The organism is Bacteroides sp. D2, assembly GCF_025147085.1.
Taxonomy (GTDB): Bacteria; Bacteroidota; Bacteroidia; order Bacteroidales; family Bacteroidaceae; genus Bacteroides.
In genome coordinates this window covers 2,463,156-2,489,565 of record NZ_CP102261.1, presented here as the reverse complement: position 1 = coordinate 2,489,565, position 26,410 = coordinate 2,463,156, and the positions used below count along the sequence as shown (strand labels likewise).

The window sequence follows — 26,410 nt, the reverse complement described above, 5'->3', positions numbered from 1 at the left end:
GATGAAACACAGATTTAAATTTTTAACACTTTTGCTGGTATTGCTTACAATACCAGCAGGTATCTTTGCCAGAGAAAGCAAATTTACGAAGCGAGGCAGCGGACCATTGTTTTGGAATATGTACCAATACAATTTCTGGTATGGAACATCAATGCCTGAAGATGTTTGGAAAAAGAATATCGACTGGCTTGCCGAGGAGTTTTTACCTTATGGATATGATATGGCAGCTACTGACGGTTGGTTATTTAACCTCAATTCTATAGATCAATATGGTTATCTGACCAAATATGACAGTTCGTGGACATACGGACTGAAGTATTGGGGCGATTATCTCAAAAGTAAAGGCATGAGATTCGGATTCTATTTCAACCCATTATGGGTACCTAAAGCTGCCTATGTGCAGAATAATAATATCAAAGGAACTTCCATTCCGATAACTGATGTGGTGGGCACTACAAAGTTTGAAGATCATCTGTACTGGATAGATACTGACAAACCAGGAGCGGAACAGTGGGTGAAAGGCTGTATCAGAACAATGATAGATCAGGGAATAGAGTTGCTGAAGATAGACTTTCTTGGTTACTATGAACGGGATTACGGAACCAATAGATACATCAAGGCATTGAAATGGATGGCTGAAGAAGCCGGAGATGAAATGTTGCTTAGTTACTCTGTTCCTAATTGCCGCAACGATGCCCGCAACGAGATTATTTATGCGGATATGATTCGCATAAGTACTGACTGTGACGGTGGCGGATGGTGGTTTATCAGCGACAAAGAGCGCGGACAGGTTAACGAAAGCGGACAAGGTGATAAATACCGGAGTGCTTTTGATGGATTAATCGGATGGGCTGATATTATCGGGGTGAAAGGACAAACTATAATGGATCCCGATTTTGTTCAACTCAACACATTGGCAAGCGATGCCGAAAGAGAGTTTCATATCTCAATGTTGCTGGTTAGCGGTTCTCCAATTGGTATCACCGATCAGTATAATACGATTGGTGATTGCGCCAAATTCTACAAAAACACAGAGATGCTGGAATTAAATAAAGTCGGTTTTGTAGGTAAGCCACTTAGTACCAGTATATGGGATAAACAAAACAGTTCGAGATGGATAGGACAACTTCCTGATGGAGATTGGATTGTCGGACTGTTTAATAGAGAAGCAACAGCACTTGAATATGGTATTGATTTTGAAAAAGAACTGGGAATTAAAGGTGGAAAGGTGAAGAATGTACGTGATTTGTGGCTGCATCAGGATTTAGGTGCAATGTCGGGTCGGTACTCTGTGAGACTTGAACCACATTCATGTAAGGTTTTACGTATCAAAACCAATTCAAAGAGATACAAAGCGGCTGTTGCCTCACTTAGAAATGGTGCAGTTATAAATAGATAATGATTATGAAAAGATACCCTCAATATTTATGGTTTGTAGTTCTCGCCCTATTACTGGTTTGCACAGGTTGTAGCAATGAGGGTGAGACAGAAGACGATAACAATCAGAATGTTAAAGTCGAAGGCTTTTATGTCAAAGGACTTGAAAACGTAAATGCACGTGTTGAGTTTGATGTAGAGGTTGATGCCGCCGGTACATATACATTGCATGTCATGGGCTACAACTATTCCAAAGGGACAGCTACGTGTAGCTTATATGTCAACGGTCAAAAACAATCTCAACTTGGATTTCAGGAACAATCCAACTGGAGCGAAAAAATGGTTCAGGTATCGTTGGCAGCCGGCATAAATCAAATAGCCTTTCAACGGGACGCTGGTGATAACGGACAGTTTTATCTCGATTATATAGAAATAGACTAATAGTATGTTTACCAAAAGGATGAAAATCGTTTTATTGCTTTTTGTATTGTTCTGCCTTGCAGATTATGCTAATGCTACACCTCGCTGGCGTATCCTGGATAGTGGGGCGATAGAATGGCAGATAGACAGTCGGCTCCCCCATTATGACCATATTGAAATGAGCGGTTTAAAGGTTTCAGCGGTATTACGTTATGGCGTAAACGGCGATGGGCAATTTGTGATGGAACGTTCAATGATATGGCCTATGTTGCGAACGATACCCAACAATACACATGCAAGCCTGATGCAACGATTTGCAATTGATTACGCCTCTTTGTTGTTGGTTAATGGTATGGCTCTCAACAATGAAAAAGTGAAATCGATATGTATCGACGGACGACTCACGGTAGTAAGCCTTTTCGCTATTGGATACCAGAATACAGGTACGGCACGCAGTAGAGAGCCAGTACCTGTAGTCGAACTTACGAGATCATTCTTTCCTTCAACAGACAAACCGATGCTTTGTGAACGTTATACGGTCAAGAATATCTCATCGAAACCGATTTCTGTTATTGTACCTTTTCAAAAAGCCGTTTACAAAACCGATCCAGCAAAAGGAGTGGATGGATCATACACTATAGTTACGTCTATACAAAATAAGGAAGACTGTTTATACACTATTGCTCCTAAAGAATCATTGACTTTCGATGCTTCTGTTCAGGCTTATAAAAAAGGAGAGAATGAATTGATAGTCGATCTGGCAGACGAGGAACATAAACGAATGGCTTTTGTCGACAAGATATGGAACAATCTTAGCTTTGTCTCCCCTGATCCGGTAGTAAATACTGCATTTGCTTTTGCTAAAGTAAGAGCAGCAGAGAGTATTTTTGCTACCGAAGGAGGATTCATGCACAGCCCCGGAGGAGAATCATATTATGCAGCTGTTTGGGCGAATGACCAAGCGGAGTATGCCAATCCTTTCTTTCCCTTTCTGGGTTATGATACCGGAAACGCGTCCGCATTAAACTCATTCAGGCTGTTTGCCCGCTTCATGAATCCTGATTACAAACCCATACCCAGCTCTATCATTGCCGAGGGGAAGGATACCTGGAACGGGGCTGGCGATCGTGGCGATGCAGCGATGATAGCTTATGGGGCCGCCCGTTATGCACTAGCCAAAGCAAATAAAAAGGAAGCACAAGAGTTATGGCCCTTGATTGAGTGGTGTCTGGAATACTGCAAAAGAAAAATAAATGCTTCCGGAGTTGTGACTTCAGATGCTGATGAACTTGAAGGACGCTTTCCTGCAGGTAACGCAAACCTTTGTACATCAAGTTTGTATTATGACGCTCTGGTATCGGCAAACTATCTTGCCAAAGAACTTGGCAAGCAGTCTTCTGTTTCAAAAGAATATGCCCGGCAGGCGAAAGTATTAAGAAATAATATAAACAATTATTTTGGCAGCCATATAGAAGGTTTCGACAGTTACCGCTATTATGAAGGCAATGATATTTTACGTTCATGGATAGCTATCCCTCTGACAGTCGGGATCTTTGAAAAGAAGACAGGAACCGTTGAAGCATTGTTCTCTCCCCGTTTGTGGAGCAAAGACGGCTTATTGACGCAAGCCGGAACAGATACTTTCTGGGACAGGTCTACTCTTTACGCTCTACGAGGAGTGTATAGCGCAGGAGCAAGGGAAAGGGCAATGGAACACATGGCATATTACTCACAGCAACGCCTGCTTGGGGAACATGTTCCATATCCTATCGAGGCCTGGCCCGAAGGAAACCAACGGCATTTGTCAGCCGAAAGTGCTTTGTATTGCCGTATAGTAACCGAAGGTATTTTTGGTATTCGTCCGACAGGATTTAATTCATTCTCACTCTGTCCACAACTACCTGATAAATGGAATTCGATGAGATTGAATAATGTTTCGGCATTTGCATTTTCGCCGTTTGATATTATCGTTGAACGACAAGGAAATAAAATAAAGACCTGTGTGTTACGTAATGGAAAGCCCGTGAAAACATATCACACAGAGAATGGGAAAGATATAAATATTACCTTCTAAAATGGCTTTTATTTAGATATGGACTATGCGGATTCCTACTCCTGATTTTAACTAAATCCGTATTCATCCGTGTAATCCATATCTAATCAATATCATTGTTGGTTTTCTTCCCGGTCTGTCCGGATAAACTCCAGAAGTCGTTCTACCGCTTCTTCTTCAGGAATATTTTTCTCTACGCACACCTTGCCTTTATAGAGACTGATTTTCCCCCGTCCTGCTCCTACATAGCCATAGTCTGCATCTGCCATCTCACCCGGACCATTCACAATACATCCCATGATGCCGATCTTCAGCCCTTTCAAATGTGAAGTGGCTGCCTTGATACGGGCAATAGTCTTTTCCAAGTCGTAAAGTGTACGGCCGCAACCGGGACAAGATATATATTCTGTTTTGGAGGTGCGGGTACGTCCAGCCTGCAAGATTCCGAAAGCAGTAGCATCAACGACGGCATGGCTCAAGTTACCCTGATTGAACAGGAAGATGCCATCACAAAGACCGTCAAAAATCAAGGCTCCCATATCGGCTGCGGACTTTATCTGCAAATTCTCCGCATCATCTTCCGAATAATGCTGGAAGAAGACAACCGGATTTTGTAAACCTTCCGTCATTAGTTGATGTACCAGTGCACGGTGCTCACCCAAACGGTTCGGATGATTGCTTTGGGAGACAATCACTACCTCCGGATGATGTTTCAGACAGGCTATCACTTCATCCGTTTGTGCCATGTAGGGCATAAACAGGAATTTAAGCTCTGCATTGCATTCTCTCATTAACGGCAGCTGTGCATGATTGAATGCAGGCCAGCTTCCGTCTTCTCCCTGCCATACATCCGCATCAAGAATATATTCTACTCCGTCTTCCCGTTGATCGGGCAAGGTTCTTCCGGCGTAAATATAGTCCGGTGTGAATTGCGGGTTTACCTCTGTCTTCCCGTCCATGCGGTCGGCAATAACCACAGGTACATGTTCACCTCCGATATTACGGACGGCTTTTGTCTTGCGACGTTCGGGAGACAGATAATTGAATTCCGGTGCTTCCAATCCCGGAATATAAGGATGATCCTGCCTCAACAGAACATAATCCACCAGTTTACGGGCCACCGGAATTTCTGCTTCAGGAGCTTCGCTCAAAGATACCCGAATAGTATCTCCCAATCCGTCACTCAACAGCGCACCGATGCCAAGGGCGGACTTGATACGTCCGTCTTCTCCATCTCCGGCTTCTGTCACCCCGAGGTGTAATGGGAAAGCCATCCCTTCTTTTTCCATGACGTCTACCAACAGGCGGACGGTTTTTACCATGACTACCGTATTAGAAGCCTTGATAGAAATCACCACATCCGTGAAGTTTTCCTCTACACAGATACGGAGAAACTCCATGCAGGACTCTACCATCCCTGCGGGGGTATCGCCATAACGGGACATGATACGATCGGACAGAGAGCCATGATTTACTCCGATCCGGATAGCTGTGTGATTCTCTTTACAGATATTCAGGAACGGGACAAACCGGTCATGGATTTTCTGTATTTCCTGCGCATACTCCTCGTCTGTATATTCCAGTTTTTTAAAAGTACGCGCAGCATCTACATAATTTCCCGGATTGATTCGCACCTTTTCGGCGTATTGAGCAGCCACGTCTGCCACTTTCGGATTGAAATGCACATCGGCAACCAACGGAACCATATATCCCTGGCTACGCAGTCCGATATTAATGTTCATCAGGTTTTCGGCTTCTTTGATGCCCTGGGTTGTGAGGCGGACATACTCTCCACCTGCATCAACAATACGTTTCGCCTGTTCCACACAAGCCTGTGTATCCTGCGTAGACGTGTTTGTCATCGACTGGACACGAATAGAATTGGGGCCGCCCAACGGCACAGCCCCAATATTTACTTCTGTGGTTTCTCTTCGAAAATAATTGAATAGATCCATTAGTTCGTTTTATATTCAAACTTCACTTCTTTCAGTTCTTCGTTTGCTTTTACGATTTTCTTTTTCAGTCCTTCCTTGTAAGCAGCAAAAGCTTCTGCCAGTTTCTCATCGCTCAATGCCAGCATCTGGATGGCAAGGATAGCGGCATTCATCGCTCCGTTGATGGCAACCGTTGCTACAGGAATGCCCGGAGGCATCTGAATGATAGAATAAAGTGCGTCCACACCATCGAGCACGGAACCTTTTACAGGTACTCCGATCACCGGCAATGTAGTGTTAGCCGCAATTACACCGGGAAGGGCGGCAGCCATTCCGGCAGCAGCGATAATTACTTTAATGCCACGGTTGCGGGCATTCTTCGCAAACTCTTCCACAGCTTCGGGCGTGCGGTGAGCAGAAAGAGCGTTCATTTCGAACGGTACATGCATATCATTCAGCAGCTGTGCAGCCTTCTCCATAACAGGAAGGTCGGACGTGCTGCCCATGATAATACTTACAATTGGAGTCATAGAATAAAAATTAAAAGCCTCTTCACAGCCCTTTCACGAAGAGAGGGGGTTCAGCTACATTCAACTTATATTAGTTATATTTCTGTTTGCACTATCCGTTTACCACGGCTTTATAGGCTTCAGCATCCAGCAGATCTTCTACCGCTTTCACATCAGCCGGCTTCACTTTAATCAACCAACCTTCGCCATAGGGATCTTTATTAACCAGTTCCGGGTTTTCTTCCAATGCTTCATTTTGTTCGAGCACCTCACCTGCTATCGGCAGGAAAAGATCGGAAATAGTTTTCACTACTTCAATCGTTCCGAAAGTTTCACCGGCTTCCAACGTTTCACCAACAGTCGGGATATCTACGAACACAATATCGCCCAATTGTTCCTGTGCATAATCGGTGATACCAACGTATGCAATGTCTCCTTCAACGCGAATCCATTCGTGTTCGTTCGTGTACTTTAAATTCTGTGGAAAGTTCATGATGATTAGTTTTTAGGATTTATACTGTTTTAAAATAAAAATACTCGAAATAAGATGTTACTCACCGGATGAAGTACCAAAAGGGCACATATCAGACCGACAGCAAAACCGGAAAGCACCTCACCCAGCGTGTGATGCCCCAGAACAATGCGTGCAGAGCCCAATATACCGGCAATCAAAATAAACAGGCATAGCCATACGACCGGATTGTAACCGAACAAGGCGCTGAAAGAAATCAAGCCTCCAATCACCCCGCCCATTCCTGCCATGTGCTCGCTCAACTTCCATTTGAGGTTTACTGCAATGCAAATGATAGACACTACCAGGGAAGCAAGAATGATACCAGTCATATACCACGGGATATTCAGCTTACGCATCATCAGCAGACAGAACACATACGAGATGATGGTCAGTAGAATAGGCACATAACGTTTCTTGCGTTCACTCAACTCCTGACGGGCAAATCCATTGATTTTACGAAACAGGAAAATGGTAATAGTAGGTGTCAGTATGGTGAAGCAGTAAACGATTCCCAACACTATCAACTTATATTGTATCGGCATGATACGAAGATAAGAAAACAGGAATAACACCAGAAACGATAAAAACGGAATAGAAAATGGAGTAAAGACCATCGAAGTGACTCTCGCCACCTGCAACATCGTCTTATCCGCTATGATATGTTCTCTCTCTCTGTCCATCAGCACTAATACTTAATACTTTATACTTAATACTTTATACTTAATACTTTATACTCTCATTTCCGTAGTCTCGCCACGGGGATATTCAGTTGTTGACGGTATTTGGCTACTGTCCTGCGGGCAATGGGATAACCTTTCTCTTTCAATATATCCGCCAATTCATCATCGGTCAGGGGTTTCTTCTTGTCCTCGCCTTCAATACACTCTTTCAGGATCTTACGAATCTCACGGACAGACATCTCTTCGCCATCCTCTGTAGTATATCCGTCGCTGAAAAAGTATTTGAGCGGATAGATACCGTAATTCGTCTGTACATATTTACTGTTACTCACACGGGAGATTGTCGAAATATCCAATCCCGTACGTTCCGCCACGTCTTTCAGAATCATCGGTTTCAATAGCGATTCATCTCCTTCCAAGAAGAAAGGACGTTGCAGGTCGATAATCGCCTGCATGGTAGTCATCAAGGTATTCTGACGCTGACGGACAGCATCGATAAATCCTTGTGCCGCATCCATTTTCTGTTTCAGAAACATCATCGCTTCTTTAGATTCCTTAGACTGGTTAGCCCTGTTTTTTGTATGCTCCTCCACCATTTCCGTGAAGTCACGACTCATACGGAGTTCGGGAACATTGCGGTTATTGAGGCTTACATTGATGGTTCCGTCATCATACGTTTCCACCATAAAATCGGGAACTATCTGCTGGAGATTCCTGCCGATTGCTTCTCCTAAAGAAGCTCCCGGACGTGGATTCAGTTTGGTTATTTCAGTAATGGTTTCCTGGAAAGTCTCTTCATCAATATCCAGTTTCTTTATAATCTTCTCCCAATGTTTACGGGTGAATTCTTCGTAACATTCTCTGATAATCCTTTCTTCCAGATTCAAGATAGGACTGGGAGTTTTCTCTTCTTCTTTTTTCCGGCGAATCTGTATCAACAGACATTCCTGAAGACTACGCGCACCGATACCTGCCGGATCGAAGTCCTGTAAGATGTTCAATGCTTCTTCCAGTTCTTCTTCGGTCGATTCGATACCGGCATAAATCGCCAGTTCGTCGCAGATACTTTCCAAAGATTTGCGAAGCAATCCGTCATCATCCAATGAACCGATCAGGTATTCCACCAAGTCACACTGGTGCTCTGTCAGGTTGCGTTCACGCAACTGTTCTTTCAGGATTTCATAAAAAGAGGTGGAGTCGGAAAATGGAATATCCTCCGCCTGTTCATCTTTCGAACGGTTGTTCTCTTGCAATTTATAATCGGGAATATCGTCTTCTGTCAGATAGTCACTCAAAGAATCATAGTCATTGGCATCGCTATCCATGCCATCCTCTGCATTCTCGGTATCGGAATATTCATTATCCGTAGCACTCTCTTCTTTACCTTCTTCAAGTGCCGGATTTTCAAGCAGTTCAGCATGGATACGGTCTTCCAACTCTACTGCGGGAAGCTCCAACAGTTTCACGACCAGAATCTGCTGGGGCGAGAGCGTCTGTACCTGCTGTTGCGCCTGAGATTGTATTTGACGGGAACCTTGTGCCATATTCGTTTTTGCTTTCTACTGTTTCTCGCTACAAAAGTAACTTTTTAACGAGAGATTACACAGATTAGGGAGATAATTTTTAATCCTATAACACAAAATTCGTTATCTTTGTTGCACGAACTTAAAAACTAGGACAATATGTTTGCCAAAGAAACGTATATGCAGCGGAGAGCCCTGCTAAAAAAGAACTTAGGCTCCGGAGTGTTGTTATTTCTCGGAAATGACGAGTGCGGACTGAATTACGAAGATAACACATTCCGTTATCGTCAGGATTCCACTTTCCTTTATTATTTCGGACTTTCATGTGCCGGACTTTCGGCTATTATTGATATAGATGAAGACAAAGAAATTATCTTTGGTGATGAGTTGTCTATCGACGCAATCGTATGGATGGGATCACAGCCGACATTACACGAAAAATGCGAACGTGTAGGCGTAAAAAATCTGATGCCGTCTGCTGACATTGTAAGCTATCTCCATCAGTGTGTACAGAAAGGGAAAGCAGTTCACTATCTGCCTCCTTACCGTCCTGAACATAAACTGAAACTGATGGACTGGCTGGGTATTCCTCCCGCACATCAGGAAGGTTCTGTTCCATTCATCCGTGCCGTGATTGCTCAACGCAACTATAAATCTGCAGAAGAAATCGTAGAAATAGAAAAGGCTTGCGATGTAACTGCCGATATGCATATTACAGCCATGAAGGTACTTCGTCCGGGTATGTACGAATATGAAGTGGTAGCTGAAATGAATCGGGTGGCCGAATCTAATAACTGCCAGCTCTCATTCGCTACAATTGCCACTATCAACGGGCAGACTCTGCACAATCATTATCACGGAAATAAAGTGAAACCGGGTGATTTGTTCTTAATCGATGCCGGTGCAGAAGTAGAATCAGGTTATGCGGGTGATATGTCATCTACCATTCCTGCCGATAAGAAGTTCACTATCCGTCAGCGTGAAGTATACGAGATTCAGAACGCCATGCACCTGGAATCCGTAAAGGCTCTCCGTCCGGGTATTCCTTATATGGACGTATATGAGCTGTCGGCCCGCGTCATGGTGGATGGCATGAAGGCGCTCGGATTGATGAAAGGGAATACCGAGGATGCTGTACGCGAAGGTGCCCATGCGTTGTTCTATCCGCACGGATTAGGTCACATGATGGGATTGGATGTACATGATATGGAGAATCTGGGAGAGATATGGGTAGGTTACAACGGCCAGCCGAAGAGCACACAGTTCGGTCGCAAATCGCAACGCCTCGCCATCCCATTGGAGCCGGGATTCGTACATACGGTAGAACCGGGTATTTACTTTATTCCGGAATTGATCGATATGTGGAAAGCAGAAAAGAAATTCACTGATTTCATTAACTATGATGTAGTGGAAACTTATAAGAACTTCGGCGGTATCCGCAATGAAGAAGATTATCTGATTACAGAAACCGGTGCCCGCAGACTGGGTAAGAAAATACCTTTGACGCCGGAAGAAGTGGAAGCTTTAAGATAAAAGGTTCCATCCAGATAAAAGAAGAACCTTTCTTCTGTTCGATAGCGGAAGCTTTTCATCCTGGTGAAAAACTTCCGCTATTTTTTGTCAGGGTACCAAATAGTCCATCTAAAATCACATTTTTTCTACCCTCCTTTTCCCGAATCTTGCGTAATATTGCAACAGAATTAAAACAACTTACTATTTCAAATCCATAAAAACAATGAATAACACCATGAAGAGACTACTTTTATCCGTATGGCTATTGTCACTAACTTTGTTATCTGCCGTAGCCGAAAACTACCCTTATAAAAGTGATGTACTTTGGGTCACAGTTCCCAACCATGCCGACTGGCTCTATAAAACGGGAGAAAAAGCAACTGTAGAAGTACAATTCTATAAATATGGTATCCCCAGGGATAACGTAACCGTCACCTATGAAATAGGAGGAGACATGATGCCTACCGCTGACACCAAAGGGAGTGTGACTTTGAAAAACGGCAAAGCCGTAATTCCTCTCGGCACAATGAAAGAACCCGGCTTCCGTGATTGTCGACTGAAAGCCACCGTGGATGGAAAGACTTATTCACACCATGTAAAAGTTGGATTTTCACCGGAAAAGCTTCTTCCGTACACTACCATGCCTTCCGATTTCAATGAATTCTGGGAAAAAGCGAAAGCGGAACAAAAAGAATTTCCTCTAACGTACACCAAAGAACATGTAGAAAAGTACTCAACCGATAAAATAGATTGTTATCTCGTAAAGCTGCAATTGAACAAACGTGGGCAATGCGTCTACGGATATTTGTTCTATCCAAAGAAAGAGGGTAAATTTCCAGTTGTATTATGCCCTCCGGGAGCAGGAATCAAAACAATCAAAGAACCACTGCGACACAAATATTATGCAGAGCAAGGCTGCATCCGTTTTGAGATCGAGATACACGGCCTTCATCCGGAAATGAGTGACGAAGCATTCAAAGAAATCAGCAATGCTTTTAATGGCAGAGAGAACGGCTACTTAACCAATGGACTCGATAGCCGCGACAATTATTATATGAAACGAGTATATCTGGCCTGTGTACGCGCTATTGATTTCCTGACTTCCCTACCGGAGTGGGATGGTAAAAACGTAATAGCACAAGGAGGTAGCCAGGGAGGAGCCTTGGCATTAATCACTGCGGGACTGGATCAACGGGTGACAGCCTGTGTCGCCAATCATCCTGCATTAAGTGACATGGCAGGCTATAAAGCCGGACGTGCCGGCGGATATCCTCATTTTTTCAGGAATTCGGTAGATATGGATACTCCTGAAAAAATAAAGACAATGGCCTATTATGATGTTGTGAACTTTGCGAAATTAATCAAAGCAGATACCTATATGACATGGGGATTCAACGATGATGTATGTCCTCCGACAACCAGCTACATCGTATACAATGTACTAAACTGTCCGAAAGAAGCACTGATTACTCCCATTAATGAGCATTGGACTTCCAACGATACCGAGTATGGACATCTGCTTTGGATAAAGAAGCATTTAAAGTGAAGTTTTAATCATTCCATCTGGATGCGGGCAAATCTTTCTTCCCGTACCATTTCCTCCAGGCATACGCTTTTCTCTTCCTGAGATAAAGCGTATCGCCACAATGTTTCATCGCCTCCCAATTAAAGATAGAATGGTAACAGATGATCTTTTCAAACCAATAAAGTATGTGATAAGTCACGAATGGTAACACCATCCACCACCATGAAAACAGTAACGATAAAATAAGTGCTGGTATCAGGGTTAAAGAAAAACATTCCCAATACTGTCTGGCATGAATTCGGAGTTCCATATCTTCCCAGACTTCCAGATATTTATAGCGGGTAAAGAAAAACCAGCCTAACATAAAATAGTGTTTCTTCCCTTTTCCTAAGAACCACTTTGCTAAAAGACTATTATAAAAAATCATATTCACATTTTTTTTGTTGCATGTAGTCCCTTCTTAACAGCAAAAGTAATCAAAGGTTCAATATTTTAAAGTTTTGCATAACAACCATAACATTCTTTCCCTAAATATCACTCAAATATTGTTTATTTTTGTGTTCCCTTGCTTCACTACAACAAAAGGTTTATTTGTATTTTCTGCAAAGGAAACACAATTCACGAATATATCCTAATTTTTCTGCTTAATATTTAAAGCTGCTTCCTCCTAAAAATTCACGCAACAAAGAAGTAGGCGGAATTTCCTTATCCTGTACCGGAACAAAGTATTTGATAAACTTCAACAACCGGTAGGCTTCGCAATATTCAGGACAGTTACGCGGAACACCCATCAAAATAGGCTCGGCATGCAATCGAAGTACAGCAAACTCAAAAAGCAGCGCTGAATTAAACATGACATCAGCATTCTCCTGATAAGGGAATATCCATTTGTCTTCACCGGCACGTACACTAGGCCAGCGTGATATGGTTTCACGTGCAGAATATCCCCGATAATTAAAGTCGCGGATGATACGGCGCAACAAGCGGTTGTCAGTAGTTGGAATCCAGTTATGGTCATCCAACGAAATAGTGGTCAATGCTGAAACGTAAATCTTGAATTTCCGTTCGGCTGGTATATGCGGTGTCAGTTCCGGATTTAAGGCATGAATACCTTCCAGAATCAGAATGGTATTATCTTCTATTTTCAGTTTATCACCTTTATATTCCTTTTTGCCAAGAGAGAAATTAAAACGGGGCAATTCCACCTCCTCGCCACGAAGAAGCGCCTGCAGCTGTTGATTAAACAATTCCAGATCGAGCGCATAAAGTGATTCATAATCATAGTTTCCGTTTTCATCCAAAGGGGTTTCCTCACGGTCTACGAAATAATTATCCAAAGAGATCGGGAATGGCTTCAAGCCATTTGTCATCAGCTGAATAGAAAGCCGTTTGCTGAATGTTGTCTTTCCCGAAGAAGACGGTCCGGCAATCAATACCAGTTTTACCCGGTTGCCGTTTTCACCACGATGGAAGATAGTATCGGCTATCTGTGCTATCTTTTTCTCCTGCAATGCTTCCGCCACATTAATCAAGTCAGTGGCATGTCCTTCTTCACAGGCAAGATTAAAATCTCCGGCATTATTAAGCCCCATGATATAACTCCAGTTCAGATATTCTTTAAAGACATCCAGCATTTTTTCCTGCTTCACGACCTCTTCGAGCATATTCGGGTTTTCCCGGCTCGGAATTCGGAGTAGCAACCCGTCATAATACTTCACAATATCGAACAATTTAAGATATCCGGTGCTGGGCAGCAGATTACCATAATAATAATCAATAGTATCACCCAACGTATAATAATAGGTATAAAGAGAACCGGAAGTTTCAAGTAACCTCACTTTATCATTCATTCCCCGCTCGCTGAAAACCCGTACCGCCTCCGCCGTATGACATTCAATGCGGTGATAAGGAATATTTTCCGCAATGATCTCCTGCATCCGTTGCTTGATACGCGTCACATCTTCGAGCTCAATGGGGCGTCCAATCCGCAAATTACAGAAATAACCTTTTGATACAGGATGTTCCACAAACAATTTTCCTTCAGGAAAGAGTTCCGTGACAGCCTTAAACAAGACAAAACAAAGCGAACGGACATAAGTACGCATACCGGACTGATCTCTCACATCCAGAAACTCTACATCCTTATTATTATATACTCTGAAATTAAGTCCCTCGGAGCGATTATTGACCTTGGCACTCACTACTTGATAAGGAAAATTAAGATTAAAACCGTAATAAATATCCAAAAGTGAGCTTCCGATAGGGAATTCTTTGGAATTATTGTTATTTTTGCAACATATTTGTAACATCTGTTTCATCGAGTTCGTTAAAAGGTGAATAATTTGGGACTAATATACTTATAATCAGATTGAGAACAAATAACCATTAAAAATATTATAGATGGAATATTCTTTTTATGATTTTTTAAAGCTCATAGGCTCATTGGGACTCTTCCTCTACGGAATGAAAATCATGAGCGAGGGCTTACAAAAGGTCGCGGGTGATAGATTGCGAAGTATTCTAACGGCAATGACCACCAACCGGGTAACGGGAGTTCTAACAGGAGTGTTGATTACAGCCCTTATCCAGTCTTCTTCAGCAACGACGGTGATGGTCGTTAGTTTCGTGAACGCCGGGTTACTTACACTTGCCGAATCCATCAGCGTTATTATGGGTGCCAATATCGGTACTACTGTAACTGCCTGGATCATTTCAATTTTCGGATTTAAGGTCGACATGGCTGCCTTTGCTCTTCCACTTCTAGCCATCGCCCTTCCGCTTATCTTCTCCGGCAAAAGCAACCGCAAGTCCATCGGTGAATTCATTTTCGGTTTTTCTTTCCTTTTCATGGGGCTCTCTTATTTAAAAGCAAACGCCCCCGACCTCAATGCCAACCCGGAAATGCTCGCCTTCGTACAGAACTACACAGATATGGGATTCTTCTCCATTATTCTGTTTTTGCTCATCGGTACCATACTGACCATGATTGTGCAGGCCTCAGCAGCCACCATGGCAATCACATTAATTATGTGTGCCAACGGCTGGATTAGTCTGGAACTGGGAGCAGCACTTGTATTAGGAGAGAACATCGGAACTACAATCACGGCCAATCTTGCCGCACTTACAGCCAACACACAGGCTAAGCGGGCAGCATTGGCCCATTTTGTTTTTAACGTGTTTGGGGTCATTTGGGTATTGATTGTCTTCCATCCTTTCATGGATCTAGTAAACTGGGTAGTAGACACCTTCTTTCAAAGCAGTAATCCAGAGGTTGCTATTTCCTACAAGCTATCTGCTTTCCACTCTATCTTCAATATCTGCAACGTCTGTATCCTGATTTGGGGTGTGAAACTGATTGAGCGTACCGTATGCGCTTTAATTCATCCGAAAGAAGAAGACGAAGAACCTCGCCTGCGGTTTATCACTGGTGGTATGCTTTCCACTGCTGAACTTTCTATCCTTCAGGCACGTAAGGAAATCCATCTTTTCGCAGAACGTACCCACCGGATGTTCGGCATGGTGCAGGATCTGTTGCATACGGAAAAGGATGACGATTTCAATAAGCTGTTCAGCCGGATAGAGAAATATGAAAATATCAGCGACAATATGGAACTTGAAATAGCCAACTACCTGAATCAGGTATCCGAAGGCCGTTTGAGTTCTGAAAGTAAGTTACAGATACGCGCCATGTTGCGTGAAGTGACAGAAATTGAAAGTATTGGCGACAGCTGCTATAATCTGGCACGTACCATCAACCGGAAACGTCAGACTAATCAAGACTTTACCGAGAAACAATATGAGCATATTCATTTCATGATGAAGTTGACTAACGATGCACTTGCCCAAATGATTGTGGTAGTAGAAAAACCGGAGCATCAGAGCATTGACATCAACAAATCCTTCAACATCGAAAACGAAATTAATAATTATCGTAACCAACTGAAGAATCAGAATATTCTGGATGTGAACAACAAAGAATATGATTATCAGATGGGAGTTTACTACATGGATATTATCGCCGAATGCGAGAAACTTGGTGACTATGTAGTGAATGTAGTAGAAGCCAGCAGTGATGTGAAAGAGAAAAGAGCTTCTTAACAGATAAAATAAAGAATAAAAAAGGAGAATCAGTAGTATCAATACATACCTGATTCTCCTTTTTATATCTAATAGTATCTTTTATAAAATCAATTATATACGTATGATTCAGCCAAACGCCAGAACAATGTAGATTCCGGAACAGTAGTTGTACGAAGCACTTTTGCAGTCCCGCCTTCCGAGGCCGGATTTATATTGGCAAAAATATTCCATCCCTTATTAAAAGAGCAGTTACTATAATAGTATGATTTGTCACTGCCTGTCAATGTAAAAGGACGGTCGGCATACTGATAACTCACCAATGTAGCTTTTCCGGCAGAAGACCCTTTACCTGACCAGTTGGAAATAGCAATTCGCCCCACCCTTTTATCTCCATTAAAAACAAAGAAATCTCCTAACGTCGCCACAAGAGCGTCCGCATCATCTGAGGTTCCGGTCCAGTAACCACCCATACCATTACGCCGGTCTACTGTCTGAAGCTTTTCCGAAGGAAAACTAGTGGGAAGTGTCATTACTATTTGCCCGTTCTCATAAGGAAAGCTAAGAGTCTCAATCACTTGCCAATCAACACCCGTCACTTTCACCTCAACCCGGTCAAATGTGAAGTCCGCAGGTATATTCTGTATATCTTTTACTACAAGCGTGCTATAATCCGGAACATCCGGAGCAGGAGGTTGCTCTTCATTCTCATCGTCGCTACAACCAGCCATCAAAAGGCTGAATATCAATAATACAAAGATTACAGGGTATGATAGATACCTTAGATCGGTTATGACGGTTGCTCTATTATACATAACTTCCGTTTTTTGCATCAAAGATATCACATTTATAATCAGCAGAATAATTTCCAACCATAAAAATAAAAAATGACCGGGTATATATTTATACACCCAGTCATTCTCCTCTTAATAAATCTCTCTCTTGGTTTTATCCTTCGTACGGTTCAAAGTCTTCTTTTCCGACTCCACATAATGGACAAGTCCAATCATCAGGAATATCTTCAAATGCTGTTCCCGGTTCAATTCCACTTTCCGGATCTCCTTGTTCGGGGTCGTAAATATATTCACAGACCGTGCAAATGTACTTTTTCATAACGTTCGTATTTTTAATTGGTTTTCTAAATAATATAACACAAATAGCAAGATATTTGTTCAACACTATTTTTAAACTAAAGAAAAAAACTATCTTTGTAGTCATATTATCAAGCTAAAACAACAATATTATACTATGCTTATAGCACTATTGTCTACCTTAATAATTTTATGCGCAGTCCTACTAATCAGTTTTTTATGGGAACGTAGGAAATGCCTGCGGATGCAACAACGATTGTTCCGTGAATCCAGAAAGTTGGAACGTACCAGCCATATCGCCGGTGCCATCTTGAAAAATGTGCATGCCTTTATCCTATTAATAGACAATGATTTCAAGGTACTGAAGACCAACTATTACCAAAAAACCGGAACCAGAAAAGGAACAGAAGAGAAAAGAGTGGGCGACTTGTTGCAATGTCGCAATGCATTGGCAGCCGAAGGAGGTTGCGGCACACATAGTTTCTGTGGTTCTTGCCCGATACGTACCGCCATACGCCAAGCTTTCGAACAGAGACGAAACTTCACGGATCTTGAAGCCACTTTATCCGTAGTTACGTCTGATAATACTACCGTGGAATGTGATGCAGTCATATCCGGTTCTTACTTCCTTCTGAATGAAGAAGAGAACATGGTAATCACCGTACACGATGTTACCCGCCGAAAACAAGCTGAAAAGGAACTACAACTAGCCAAAGAAAAAGCAGAAAAAGCCGATATTTCAAACTCTGCCTTTTTAGCCAACATGAGCCATGAAATCCGTACCCCTCTCAATGCTATTACCGGATTTGCAGAGGTATTAGGCAGCGCAACAACAGAAGAGGAAAAGGCTCAATATCAAGAAATCATAAAAATGAATGCCGACCTCCTGATGCAACTGGTCAACGACATTCTCGATATGTCAAAAATCGAAGCCGGAACATTGGAATTTGTACAGACAACGGTTGACGTCAACCAGTTACTTTCAGATTTACAACAACTTTTTCAAATGAGGGTTAATGACGCCGGAGGAAAGATACAAATTATAGCGGAACCATCCTGTTCTTCCTGCATGATTCAAACAGATCGGAACCGGGTGGCACAAGTGCTTTCAAACTTTGCCGGCAACGCCATTAAGTTCACCCATGAAGGTAGCATCCGCCTCGGCTATGAAGCTAGGAACACCGAGCTTTACTTTTATGTCAAGGATACCGGAGCCGGAATTCCAGCAGAGAAATTACCGGATGTATTCGAGCGCTTCGTGAAACTGAATAAAGATAAAAAAGGAGCCGGACTGGGACTTTCCATATCTCAAACTATTGTCGCCAAACTTGGCGGTCAAATCGGGGCGGATTCCGTAGAAGGTGAAGGCTCTACATTCTGGTTTACAATTCCTTACCGGTCATGTGGTAAACCACGCTAACAAAAACGACTTCATAAAAAGTTTTAATTAAACATTCTATCACAATTTTATGTTGTATTTTTGCGGTTCAAACTAAACGCATGTATCTGCATGAGTACAAATAAAAATGACTATTATCATTTAGGACTTACTGATGACGAAGTCCTACAAAGCAGGGAGAAAAATGGTATTAACCTGTTAACGCCCCCCAAGCGTCCTTCTCTCTGGAAACTTTATCTGGAAAAATTTGAAGACCCGGTTGTCCGTGTATTATTAGTAGCAGCCGCTTTCTCATTAATCATCTCCATCATCGAAAACGAATATGCCGAAACAATCGGAATTATAGCCGCTATCTTATTGGCTACCGGAATCGGTTTCTTCTTCGAATATGATGCCAGTAAGAAGTTCGATCTGCTGAATGCGGTCAATGAAGAAACCCTGGTAAAAGTGGTCCGAAACGGACGCGTACAGGAAATCCCTCGTAAAGACATAGTGGTAGGTGATATCGTCATTCTGGAAACAGGTGAAGAAATTCCCGCTGATGGAGAGTTGCTGGAAGCTATCTCTCTGCAAGTGAACGAATCCAACTTGACCGGAGAACCTGTTATTAATAAAACTACCGTGGAAGCTGATTTTGATGAAGAAGCCACTTATGCCTCCAATCTGGTGATGCGTGGCACTACAGTGGTGGATGGACATGGTAGCATGCGCGTGCTGCATGTGGGAGATGCTACTGAAATCGGAAAAGTAGCCCGACAGAGTACAGAGGATAACCTCGAACCCACCCCGCTGAACATACAGCTCACCAAACTCGCAAATCTGATCGGAAAGATCGGTTTCACCGTTGCCGGTCTGGCTTTCCTTATTTTCTTTGTGAAAGATGTAGTACTATATTTTGATTTCAGTTCGCTGAACGGATGGCATGAGTGGCTTCCGGTTTTCGAACGGACACTGAAATATTTTATGATGGCAGTTACGCTGATTGTAGTAGCTGTACCTGAAGGATTGCCAATGAGTGTCACGCTTAGTCTGGCATTGAACATGCGTCGTATGCTTTCCACCAACAATCTGGTGCGGAAAATGCATGCTTGCGAAACAATGGGAGCCATCACCGTGATTTGTACGGATAAAACCGGTACACTGACTCAAAATCTGATGCAAGTGCACGAACCCAATTTCTATGGTATCAAAAATGGCAGTGACTTGTCTGATGACGATATCAGCGCACTTATCGCAGAAGGAATCAGCGCCAATTCAACAGCTTTCCTTGAAGAATCAACCAATGGAGAAAAACCCAAAGGCGTAGGAAATCCAACCGAAGTGGCTTTATTGCTCTGGCTTAACAAACAGGGAAGAGATTACCTGCAACTCCGCGAACAAGCTCATGTTCTCGATCAACTCACCTTCTCTACCGAACGGAAATTCATGGCGACTCTTGTTGAATCTCCATTGATCGGCAAAAAAATACTTTATATAAAAGGAGCTCCTGAAATTGTTTTGGGTAAGTGTAAAGAAGTTGTTCTGGATGGACGGCAAGTGGATGCGGTAGAGTATCGTTCTACAGTGGAAGCACAACTGTTGAGCTATCAGAATATGGCTATGCGTACACTTGGATTTGCATTCAAGATTGTCGGAGAAAATGAGCCGAACGATTGCACGGAACTTGTTTCAGCCAACGACCTCAATTTCTTGGGAGTGGTTGCCATCTCCGACCCGATTCGTCCGGATGTACCTGCTGCGGTTGCGAAATGCCAGTCTGCAGGTATCGGTATCAAAATCGTGACCGGTGACACTCCGGGAACTGCCACGGAAATCGCACGCCAGATAGGTCTTTGGAACCCTGAAACTGATACGGAACGAAATCGAATCACCGGTGTTGCATTTGCCGAATTGAGCGATGAAGAAGCACTGGACAGAGTGATGGACTTAAAAATCATGTCTCGCGCCCGTCCGACAGACAAACAACGTCTGGTACAACTGCTTCAACAAAAAGGAGCAGTGGTAGCGGTAACCGGAGACGGAACGAATGATGCCCCGGCTTTGAATCATGCTCAAGTAGGTTTGTCAATGGGTACAGGTACTTCTGTAGCTAAAGAAGCCAGTGATATTACATTGCTCGATGACTCCTTCAACAGTATCGGAACCGCTGTTATGTGGGGACGTTCACTGTATAAAAATATCCAGCGTTTCATCGTTTTCCAGCTAACGATCAACTTTGTGGCATTGCTTATCGTTCTGCTAGGCTCCGTAATCGGTACGGAACTTCCGCTGACTGTAACACAAATGTTATGGGTGAACCTGATTATGGATACTTTTGCCGCTTTGGCTCTTGCCTCCATTCCACCCAGCGAAACGGTGATGCTTGAGAAACCTCGTCGCAGTACCGATTTTATTATCAGTAAGGCAATGCGGGCTAATATAATAGGCGTGGGCTCTATCTTCCTCATCGTACTGCTCGGAATGATTTATTATTTCGACCACAGCACGCAAGGAATGAATGTACACAACCTGACTATTTTCTTCACCTTCTTTGTCATGCTGCAATTCTGGAATCTGTTCAATGCCCGTGTATTCGGTACTACCGATTCGGCATTCAAGGGACTTTCCAAATCGTACGGGATGGAGCTTATTGTACTGGCTATTCTTGCCGGACAATTCCTCATTGTACAGTTCGGTGGAGCCGTATTCCGCACGGAACCGCTCGACTGGCAAACCTGGCTTCTTATTATAGGCGTTTCGTCCACGGTGTTATGGGTTGGAGAACTTGTTCGCCTTGTTCAACGTATTATTCACAAAAAAGACAGAAATGAAAAGTAAAGGAATAAAAAACCTTCTTATTGATTTAGGTGGTGTACTTATCAATCTCGACCGCCAACGTTGCATTGAGCACTTTCAGAAGTTAGGGCTCAAAAACGTGGATGAATTGCTGGATATCCAGAACCAGGACGGACTCCTGATGCAACAGGAAAAAGGATTGATTACATCTGCCGAATTCCGCGACGGAGTTCGTAAAATGATAGGCAAAGCAATTAGCGACAAACAAATAGATGCAGCCTGGAATAGCTTTCTGGTAGATATACCCACACAAAAACTGGATTTATTATTAAAATTACGTGAGAAATATGTCGTCTATTTATTGAGCAATACCAACCAAATTCATTGGGAATGGACATGCGCTCATTTGTTTCCTTACCGCACCTTTAAGGTGGAAGATTATTTTGAAAAAACGTATCTCTCTTTTGAAATGAAAATGGCCAAGCCCGAACCGGAGATATTCAAGGCAATCATAGAGGATGCCGGTATCGAGCCGAAAGAAACGCTTTTTATTGATGACTCTGAAATGAACTGTAAGACAGCCCAAAATTTAGGAATTTCTACCTATACAGCGAAAGCAGGCGAAGACTGGAGCCATCTTTTCAACCTCAAATAATTTTAGAGATATGCAGATTATACGTGACACATCGGCAATTACCCCGGAACCCTGCGTAGCTACCATCGGTTTCTTTGATGGAGTACATGCAGGACATCGCTATCTGATTCAGCAAGTGAAAGAGATAGCCGCCGCCAAAGGTCTACGCTCTGCATTGGTTACTTTTCCCGTTCATCCCCGAAAAGTGATGAATGCGGAGTATCGTCCGGAACTTCTGACTACCCCCGAAGAAAAAATAAGTCTGCTTGCAGACATCGGGGTAGACTACTGCCTGATGCTTGATTTCACTCCGGAAATTTCCCGGCTCACTGCCCGGGAGTTTATGACACAGTTGCTAAAAGAACGTTATCAGGTAAAATATCTGGTTATCGGCTATGACCATCGTTTCGGACATAACCGCAGCGAAGGCTTCGAGGATTATGTACGTTATGGAAAAGAAATTGGCATAGAAGTGATTCGCGCCAAAGCGTATACCAGCAATATAAAAATAGGGAACGAGCCCAACATTCCGGTGAGCTCTTCCCTGATCCGTAAACTTCTTCATGAAGGAGAAGTTAGCCTGGCCGCCCATTGTCTGAAATATGAATATTTCCTTGACGGGATCGTAGTAGGCGGCTATCAGGTAGGCAGAAAGATAGGTTTCCCAACAGCCAATTTACGGGTGGATGATCCCGATAAACTGATTCCTGCCGATGGCGTATATGCCGTATGGGTAACATTTGACGGAGAAACGTATATGGGGATGCTGAATATAGGTGTCCGCCCGACGATAGACAATGGTCCGAACCGGACGATTGAGGTGAATATCCTCCACTTCCATTCTGACATATATGATAAATTCATCCGGCTTACTTTTGTTAAACGGACACGTCCCGAACTGAAATTCTCCAGTATCGACGAGTTAATAACACAGCTCCATAAGGATGCTGAAGAGACAGAAACAATTCTTAAAAAATAGATTCTTATGCAAAAGTCATTTATGAGCATCTCTTTGGTGGTAATAGCTATATCCATGTTAGCTATGTTTATCTATAGTTTCTTTACCACTAAATAAAAAAACATGAAAACGGCTATCAAGTTAGTATTAATAGACCTTCTCATTGCGCAGATTATTGCTCCAATCCTGATTATGATTCCCTGTACGATCTATTTGTTCGTCACCACGGGAAATCTGGATAAAGTCACTCTGACGCAAATGATTATGATCCCGGCACAACTAGCCGGTCAGATTATGATGGGTATTTATCTATGGAAAGCCGGTTATATCAGTAAAAAGAAGGCAACATGGTTACCTGTGTCAGCCCCTTATCTGGTCTGTAGTGCCATTGCAATCCTCACTTGCGGGTTTGCAGTCTCCTCACTAATGAGCCTGCTGGATTGGATTCCCAATATCATGGAACAATCTTTCAACATTCTCCAATCCGGTTGGGGCGGCATTCTTGCAATAGCCATCGTAGGTCCCGTACTTGAAGAGTTATTGTTTCGCGGAGCCATTACACACGCTTTACTTCAGCAATACAATCCGACTAAAGCAATTCTGATTTCCGCACTTCTGTTCGGTGTCTTTCATATAAATCCCGCCCAGATCCTTCCGGCTTTTCTGATCGGTATCCTGCTGGCATGGACTTATTACAAAACAGGCAGTCTGATACCTTGTATACTGATGCATGTACTAAACAACTCATTGTCAGTCTATCTTAGCATCAAATATCCCGAAGCAGAAAATATGGACGACCTGATTAACGGTACCCCGTATCTCATCGTCCTATTCGGGTCAATCCTCCTGTTTATCGGTATCATACTGACCATGAACCACCTGACTTCCCAAAAGCAGCAATAAAAAAGGGAAGTTTTTACTTCCCCTCTTTCGCTTTGAATGCTAATGCATACATTCGTATTTGTTTTACCATCGACAGCAAACCGTTGCTACGCGTTGGCGATAGATGCTCTTTCAGTCCGATCTTGTCTATAAAATAAAGATCTGCATTTAAGATTTCATCAGGAGTATGTCCGGAAAGGACTTTAATCAACAAGGCAATAATCCCCTTTACAATCAAAGCATCGCTTTCTGCTTTAAAAACGATTTTACCATCCACATCATCCGCTTGAAGCCATACCCTGCTCTGGCATCCTTCAATCAGATTTTGTTCCGTCTTATATTTTTCTTCAAGTGGTTCCTGCTCATTCCCCAGATCAATAAGTAATTGATAACGGTCCATCCAATCGTCGAAGTCACTGAATTCCGCAATCACTTCATCTTGTAGTTCATTAATTGACATTATAGTAATTATTTAATTAGACAATATACCAGTGTGCGAATAGCAGATGCCGTATTTAAAACCGGCATATCAATCTATCAACACCTTATTATATTATTTCTCAATTCTATTATTTCTCATTGTAAATCACTTCCAATACCGTCTGACCGACTGCTTTCAACGTATTCTTATCAATATGTTCCATATTGTCATTGACAGTATGCCATGTCGGGGTAAAATCACCTTCCTGATTGTAGGGAATGATATCGATCGTTTTAATACGTGCCAGACGATTTATGAACAGATGGTCGTCTGTTACAAATCCTCCGTTTCCATCCATGAAAGTCTTTCCGTAACCCGCTTTCTTTGCCGCTTTCCAAACCTTCTTATTTATGTCCGGAGCAAATTCTTCCGAATACCCTTCTTTCATAAACACACTGCCTTCACCTCCTACCATATCGAGCAGGATACCAAAACGTGCATTATATCCTTGTACATGAGGATTACGTGCCCAATACTGCGATCCCAGACACCAGAATTCCTCCTTATGCTTTCCTGTATAAAACTGTGGCGCACCATAGTCCTCTGCATCCAACAGAATGATATCAATCCCCAATTCCGGTTGTTGCTGATTGACCAGACGAGCTATTTCGAGCAAAGCTCCTACCCCACTGGCACCATCATTTGCACCCAGAATCGGAGTTTTATGGTTCTTCTCGCCAGGATCGTTATCAGCCCATGGGCGTGTATCCCAATGTGCAAACAAAGCGATTCTCTTTTTACTTTCCGGCTTATAAGAACCGATAATGTTTCTCGCTTTCAACAGCGTACCGTCATAAGCAATCAAATCAGCATATTGATTAGTCACTTGAGCACCGAAAGCCTCTAATTGACTGGCAAGGTAATTGCCACAGGCAACATGTTCTTTAGTGTTAGGAACACGAGGTCCGAAATCTACCTGATTCTTTACATACAAATAAGCACTATCCGCATCAAACTGAGGTACATTCACAACTGTCTTTTCGTCTTGTTCACTCGTACTATTTGCCTTGTTACCTCCACCGCAAGAGAATGCTGATAATAACAAAAAGGCACTCATTAATACTATCATAGTTTTCTTTTTCATCGTCCTTTTATCTATTAAAGCCTCAAAATTAGTCATTTTCACCACAGCATCGTTCAGATGGAATGGATTATTAACATATAAACTTTAGTTCCACATTTTTCTTTCCCACCACAAGCTCTACTTTTGCACCGTTGATAAGCGGGAGATTATGAGTCACATGTCCCACCGGGAAATTGAAACACACGGGATAATCATACTCTTTTACTAAATCTGCCAAAGCAGCATACAGTTCCTTGCCCAACGAACAGTCTTCTTCATATTCTGTAAATTGACCGATAATCAATCCGGACAGTTTTTCTAATACGCCCCCCAGTTTCAAATTATACATCATACGTTCGATGGCATGCGGACGTTCACTAACATCTTCAATAAACAGTATAGTGCCTTCCGCCGGAATATCATAAGGAGTGCCACGCAAACCGTAGGCTACCGCCATGTTACCGCCATGCAAAACGCCTTGTGCCGTCCCCTGCTTGTTCAGTTTATGCTTCTCGCACATGTAAGAAGGAATATTTCCCAATAGAATATCCTTCAGATAGTTCGCACAAAGATCGTCTTCCGGTTCCACCGTAAGATGACGGGCCATCAATGAATGAAGGGAAGCATATCCATTTTTCTGAAACAGATTGTGCAAAGCGGTTATATCGCTAAAGCCCAGTAACCATTTCGGATGTTCACGAAAGGCCGTAAAATCAATTTTATCGATCAAATGTACCGCCCCGTACCCTCCACGGCTGCAAAGAATAGCTTTCACTTTAGGGTCGTCCATCGCATCCTGCAAATCTTTCAGCCGCTGCTTGATTGTCCCGGCATATCTTCCGGATGAACTTCCGGCATGTTTTCCTATAGCCACTTTCAAGCCCCATGATTCCATCCGTTTCTTGGCTCCTTTCAGGAATTGTTGGTCTATCTTACTCGAAGGTGATACAATAACCACTTTATCACCTTTCTGCAAAAAGGGAGGAAATTGAATATCCATATA

23 protein-coding genes are annotated in these 26,410 nt (G+C 42.8%); 11 read left to right on the top strand and 12 right to left on the bottom strand.

The annotated features are described in order from the left end of the window. Position 1 precedes the first annotated feature (1 nt). The 3 genes from NQ505_RS08640 to NQ505_RS08630 are packed head-to-tail and all read left to right on the top strand — an operon-like array spanning position 2 to position 3,871. Positions 2-1,399, top strand: a complete 1,398-nt coding sequence (locus NQ505_RS08640) for an alpha-galactosidase (RefSeq protein ID WP_032853759.1) — start codon at positions 2-4, stop codon at positions 1,397-1,399. A 5-nt stretch (positions 1,400-1,404) separates the two neighbouring features. Further along, positions 1,405-1,818, top strand: a complete 414-nt coding sequence (locus NQ505_RS08635) for a CBM35 domain-containing protein (protein WP_032853769.1) — start codon at positions 1,405-1,407, stop codon at positions 1,816-1,818. 4 nt (positions 1,819-1,822) lie between these two features. Continuing rightward, a complete protein-coding gene (locus NQ505_RS08630) occupies positions 1,823-3,871 on the top strand; it encodes a hypothetical protein (RefSeq protein ID WP_410492473.1) in 2,049 nt (682 codons plus the stop codon). Between the two features lie 92 nt (positions 3,872-3,963). Here the strand turns inward: NQ505_RS08630 and NQ505_RS08625 are convergent, their stop codons facing one another. The 5 genes from NQ505_RS08625 to rpoN all read right to left on the bottom strand — a co-directional run bounded on the left by NQ505_RS08625 (position 3,964) and on the right by rpoN (position 9,031). Next, positions 3,964-5,805 carry a 4-hydroxy-3-methylbut-2-en-1-yl diphosphate synthase gene (locus NQ505_RS08625; RefSeq protein ID WP_009000194.1) on the bottom strand — a complete coding sequence of 614 codons (1,842 nt, stop codon included), beginning with the start codon at positions 5,803-5,805 and terminating at the stop codon, positions 3,964-3,966. Continuing rightward, on the bottom strand, positions 5,805-6,314 hold the full coding sequence (purE, locus tag NQ505_RS08620) for a 5-(carboxyamino)imidazole ribonucleotide mutase (protein WP_004296231.1): 510 nt from the start codon (positions 6,312-6,314) through the stop codon (positions 5,805-5,807). The genes NQ505_RS08625 and purE overlap by 1 nt, the downstream gene beginning before the upstream one ends. A 91-nt stretch (positions 6,315-6,405) precedes the next feature. Beyond that, complete coding sequence (gcvH, locus tag NQ505_RS08615; protein WP_009000195.1) at positions 6,406-6,786, bottom strand: glycine cleavage system protein GcvH; 381 nt, start codon at positions 6,784-6,786, stop codon at positions 6,406-6,408. Positions 6,787-6,815: 29 nt separating this feature from the next. Then, positions 6,816-7,487 carry a phosphatase PAP2 family protein gene (locus tag NQ505_RS08610; protein WP_009000196.1) on the bottom strand — a complete coding sequence of 224 codons (672 nt, stop codon included), beginning with the start codon at positions 7,485-7,487 and terminating at the stop codon, positions 6,816-6,818. 56 nt (positions 7,488-7,543) lie between these two features. Then, positions 7,544-9,031, bottom strand: coding sequence for an RNA polymerase factor sigma-54 (gene rpoN, locus NQ505_RS08605; protein WP_009000197.1), 1,488 nt, complete (start codon positions 9,029-9,031; stop codon positions 7,544-7,546). A 138-nt stretch (positions 9,032-9,169) separates the two neighbouring features. Here rpoN and NQ505_RS08600 point away from each other — a divergent pair, with 138 nt between their 5' ends. Beyond that, positions 9,170-10,543 carry an aminopeptidase P family protein gene (locus NQ505_RS08600; protein ID WP_009000198.1) on the top strand — a complete coding sequence of 458 codons (1,374 nt, stop codon included), beginning with the start codon at positions 9,170-9,172 and terminating at the stop codon, positions 10,541-10,543. 214 nt (positions 10,544-10,757) lie between these two features. Continuing rightward, positions 10,758-12,068 carry an acetylxylan esterase gene (locus tag NQ505_RS08595; protein ID WP_009000199.1) on the top strand — a complete coding sequence of 437 codons (1,311 nt, stop codon included), beginning with the start codon at positions 10,758-10,760 and terminating at the stop codon, positions 12,066-12,068. Between the two features lie 4 nt (positions 12,069-12,072). Here the strand turns inward: NQ505_RS08595 and NQ505_RS08590 are convergent, their stop codons facing one another. Together NQ505_RS08590 and NQ505_RS08585 are read right to left on the bottom strand one after the other, a co-directional pair. Next, positions 12,073-12,474, bottom strand: a complete 402-nt coding sequence (locus NQ505_RS08590) for a hypothetical protein (protein WP_009000200.1) — start codon at positions 12,472-12,474, stop codon at positions 12,073-12,075. 217 nt (positions 12,475-12,691) lie between these two features. Continuing rightward, positions 12,692-14,365 (bottom strand): nucleoside kinase, encoded by a 1,674-nt coding sequence (locus tag NQ505_RS08585; protein WP_009000201.1) that lies wholly within the window; start codon positions 14,363-14,365, stop codon positions 12,692-12,694. Positions 14,366-14,447: 82 nt separating this feature from the next. Between NQ505_RS08585 and NQ505_RS08580 the strand changes: the two genes are divergently transcribed. Continuing rightward, the gene (locus NQ505_RS08580) at positions 14,448-16,145 is read left to right on the top strand and encodes a Na/Pi cotransporter family protein (protein ID WP_009000202.1); all 1,698 of its coding nucleotides are present in this window, start codon (positions 14,448-14,450) and stop codon (positions 16,143-16,145) included. A gap of 89 nt (positions 16,146-16,234) precedes the next feature. Here the strand turns inward: NQ505_RS08580 and NQ505_RS08575 are convergent, their stop codons facing one another. Then, entirely contained in the window at positions 16,235-16,957 is a 723-nt protein-coding gene (locus tag NQ505_RS08575) for a hypothetical protein (RefSeq protein WP_009000203.1), read from the bottom strand. A 115-nt stretch (positions 16,958-17,072) separates the two neighbouring features. Continuing rightward, positions 17,073-17,237 carry a rubredoxin gene (rd, locus tag NQ505_RS08570; RefSeq protein ID WP_004306971.1) on the bottom strand — a complete coding sequence of 55 codons (165 nt, stop codon included), beginning with the start codon at positions 17,235-17,237 and terminating at the stop codon, positions 17,073-17,075. A 222-nt stretch (positions 17,238-17,459) separates the two neighbouring features. Here rd and NQ505_RS08565 point away from each other — a divergent pair, with 222 nt between their 5' ends. From NQ505_RS08565 to NQ505_RS08545, 5 genes are all read left to right on the top strand, one after another. Beyond that, complete coding sequence (locus tag NQ505_RS08565) at positions 17,460-18,635, top strand: sensor histidine kinase (protein WP_050547481.1); 1,176 nt, start codon at positions 17,460-17,462, stop codon at positions 18,633-18,635. A 90-nt stretch (positions 18,636-18,725) separates the two neighbouring features. Then, positions 18,726-21,431: a calcium-translocating P-type ATPase, PMCA-type gene (locus tag NQ505_RS08560; RefSeq protein WP_009000205.1), complete on the top strand. Its 2,706-nt coding sequence runs from the start codon at positions 18,726-18,728 to the stop codon at positions 21,429-21,431. Next, complete coding sequence (locus NQ505_RS08555; protein WP_009000206.1) at positions 21,421-22,044, top strand: HAD family hydrolase; 624 nt, start codon at positions 21,421-21,423, stop codon at positions 22,042-22,044. The genes NQ505_RS08560 and NQ505_RS08555 overlap by 11 nt, the downstream gene beginning before the upstream one ends. A 10-nt stretch (positions 22,045-22,054) precedes the next feature. Then, a complete protein-coding gene (locus NQ505_RS08550) occupies positions 22,055-23,002 on the top strand; it encodes a riboflavin biosynthesis protein RibF (RefSeq protein WP_009000207.1) in 948 nt (315 codons plus the stop codon). A 102-nt stretch (positions 23,003-23,104) separates the two neighbouring features. Beyond that, positions 23,105-23,884 carry a CPBP family intramembrane glutamic endopeptidase gene (locus NQ505_RS08545; RefSeq protein WP_004296247.1) on the top strand — a complete coding sequence of 260 codons (780 nt, stop codon included), beginning with the start codon at positions 23,105-23,107 and terminating at the stop codon, positions 23,882-23,884. A 13-nt stretch (positions 23,885-23,897) separates the two neighbouring features. Here NQ505_RS08545 and NQ505_RS08540 read toward each other — a convergent pair whose 3' ends face one another. The 3 genes from NQ505_RS08540 to NQ505_RS08530 all read right to left on the bottom strand — a co-directional run bounded on the left by NQ505_RS08540 (position 23,898) and on the right by NQ505_RS08530 (position 26,407). Continuing rightward, positions 23,898-24,323: a SufE family protein gene (locus NQ505_RS08540; RefSeq protein ID WP_004306960.1), complete on the bottom strand. Its 426-nt coding sequence runs from the start codon at positions 24,321-24,323 to the stop codon at positions 23,898-23,900. Positions 24,324-24,432: 109 nt separating this feature from the next. Next, a complete protein-coding gene (locus NQ505_RS08535) occupies positions 24,433-25,428 on the bottom strand; it encodes a M20 family metallopeptidase (protein WP_032853760.1) in 996 nt (331 codons plus the stop codon). Positions 25,429-25,498: 70 nt separating this feature from the next. Then, entirely contained in the window at positions 25,499-26,407 is a 909-nt protein-coding gene (locus NQ505_RS08530; protein ID WP_009000209.1) for an LD-carboxypeptidase, read from the bottom strand. Between the last annotated feature and the right edge of the window lie 3 nt (positions 26,408-26,410).

Excerpts from the sequence above, each read along its gene's own strand:
- NQ505_RS08640 (WP_032853759.1), top strand. The coding sequence starts at position 2 with ATGAAACACAGATTTAAATTTTTAACACTTTTGCTGGTATTGCTTACA.
- NQ505_RS08635 (WP_032853769.1), top strand. The coding sequence starts at position 1,405 with ATGAAAAGATACCCTCAATATTTATGGTTTGTAGTTCTCGCCCTATTA.
- NQ505_RS08630 (WP_410492473.1), top strand. The coding sequence starts at position 1,823 with ATGTTTACCAAAAGGATGAAAATCGTTTTATTGCTTTTTGTATTGTTC.
- NQ505_RS08625 (WP_009000194.1), bottom strand. The coding sequence starts at position 5,805 with ATGGATCTATTCAATTATTTTCGAAGAGAAACCACAGAAGTAAATATT.
- purE (WP_004296231.1), bottom strand. The coding sequence starts at position 6,314 with ATGACTCCAATTGTAAGTATTATCATGGGCAGCACGTCCGACCTTCCT.
- gcvH (WP_009000195.1), bottom strand. The coding sequence starts at position 6,786 with ATGAACTTTCCACAGAATTTAAAGTACACGAACGAACACGAATGGATT.
- NQ505_RS08610 (WP_009000196.1), bottom strand. The coding sequence starts at position 7,487 with ATGGACAGAGAGAGAGAACATATCATAGCGGATAAGACGATGTTGCAG.
- rpoN (WP_009000197.1), bottom strand. The coding sequence starts at position 9,031 with ATGGCACAAGGTTCCCGTCAAATACAATCTCAGGCGCAACAGCAGGTA.
- NQ505_RS08600 (WP_009000198.1), top strand. The coding sequence starts at position 9,170 with ATGTTTGCCAAAGAAACGTATATGCAGCGGAGAGCCCTGCTAAAAAAG.
- NQ505_RS08595 (WP_009000199.1), top strand. The coding sequence starts at position 10,758 with ATGAAGAGACTACTTTTATCCGTATGGCTATTGTCACTAACTTTGTTA.
- NQ505_RS08590 (WP_009000200.1), bottom strand. The coding sequence starts at position 12,474 with ATGATTTTTTATAATAGTCTTTTAGCAAAGTGGTTCTTAGGAAAAGGG.
- NQ505_RS08585 (WP_009000201.1), bottom strand. The coding sequence starts at position 14,365 with ATGAAACAGATGTTACAAATATGTTGCAAAAATAACAATAATTCCAAA.
- NQ505_RS08580 (WP_009000202.1), top strand. The coding sequence starts at position 14,448 with ATGGAATATTCTTTTTATGATTTTTTAAAGCTCATAGGCTCATTGGGA.
- NQ505_RS08575 (WP_009000203.1), bottom strand. The coding sequence starts at position 16,957 with ATGCAAAAAACGGAAGTTATGTATAATAGAGCAACCGTCATAACCGAT.
- rd (WP_004306971.1), bottom strand. The coding sequence starts at position 17,237 with ATGAAAAAGTACATTTGCACGGTCTGTGAATATATTTACGACCCCGAA.
- NQ505_RS08565 (WP_050547481.1), top strand. The coding sequence starts at position 17,460 with ATGCAACAACGATTGTTCCGTGAATCCAGAAAGTTGGAACGTACCAGC.
- NQ505_RS08560 (WP_009000205.1), top strand. The coding sequence starts at position 18,726 with ATGAGTACAAATAAAAATGACTATTATCATTTAGGACTTACTGATGAC.
- NQ505_RS08555 (WP_009000206.1), top strand. The coding sequence starts at position 21,421 with ATGAAAAGTAAAGGAATAAAAAACCTTCTTATTGATTTAGGTGGTGTA.
- NQ505_RS08550 (WP_009000207.1), top strand. The coding sequence starts at position 22,055 with ATGCAGATTATACGTGACACATCGGCAATTACCCCGGAACCCTGCGTA.
- NQ505_RS08545 (WP_004296247.1), top strand. The coding sequence starts at position 23,105 with ATGAAAACGGCTATCAAGTTAGTATTAATAGACCTTCTCATTGCGCAG.
- NQ505_RS08540 (WP_004306960.1), bottom strand. The coding sequence starts at position 24,323 with ATGTCAATTAATGAACTACAAGATGAAGTGATTGCGGAATTCAGTGAC.
- NQ505_RS08535 (WP_032853760.1), bottom strand. The coding sequence starts at position 25,428 with ATGAAAAAGAAAACTATGATAGTATTAATGAGTGCCTTTTTGTTATTA.
- NQ505_RS08530 (WP_009000209.1), bottom strand. The coding sequence starts at position 26,407 with ATGGATATTCAATTTCCTCCCTTTTTGCAGAAAGGTGATAAAGTGGTT.